Genomic DNA, 218 nt, shown 5'->3' on the forward strand with positions numbered 1-218 from the left:
TCAGCTTCTTTTCGGACTTGTACAGCGGTTTTGGATTTTTGTGCTTCTCAGTTTCCCCTAAATCATTGGTGGTGATCGCAAAATCAGAAATACCCAAATCAATCCCGATCTTCCGTTCAACTAATTGAGGCGTTTCGTCCGCTGATTCCACAAGAATGGATATAAAATATTTTCCCGATTTATTCATTGATATCGTACATGATTTAATCTTGCCTTGA

Annotated in this window: 1 pseudogene; it reads right to left on the reverse strand. The window is 38.5% G+C overall.

Annotated features, from left to right (window positions below):
* A pseudogene (locus tag ACYQ2O_RS13920) lies at positions 1-187 on the reverse strand (RNA-guided endonuclease TnpB family protein); the annotation flags it as partial.
* Between the last annotated feature and the right edge of the window lie 31 nt (positions 188-218).

It is taken from the genome of Alkalibacterium sp. m-11 (genome assembly GCF_054658155.1).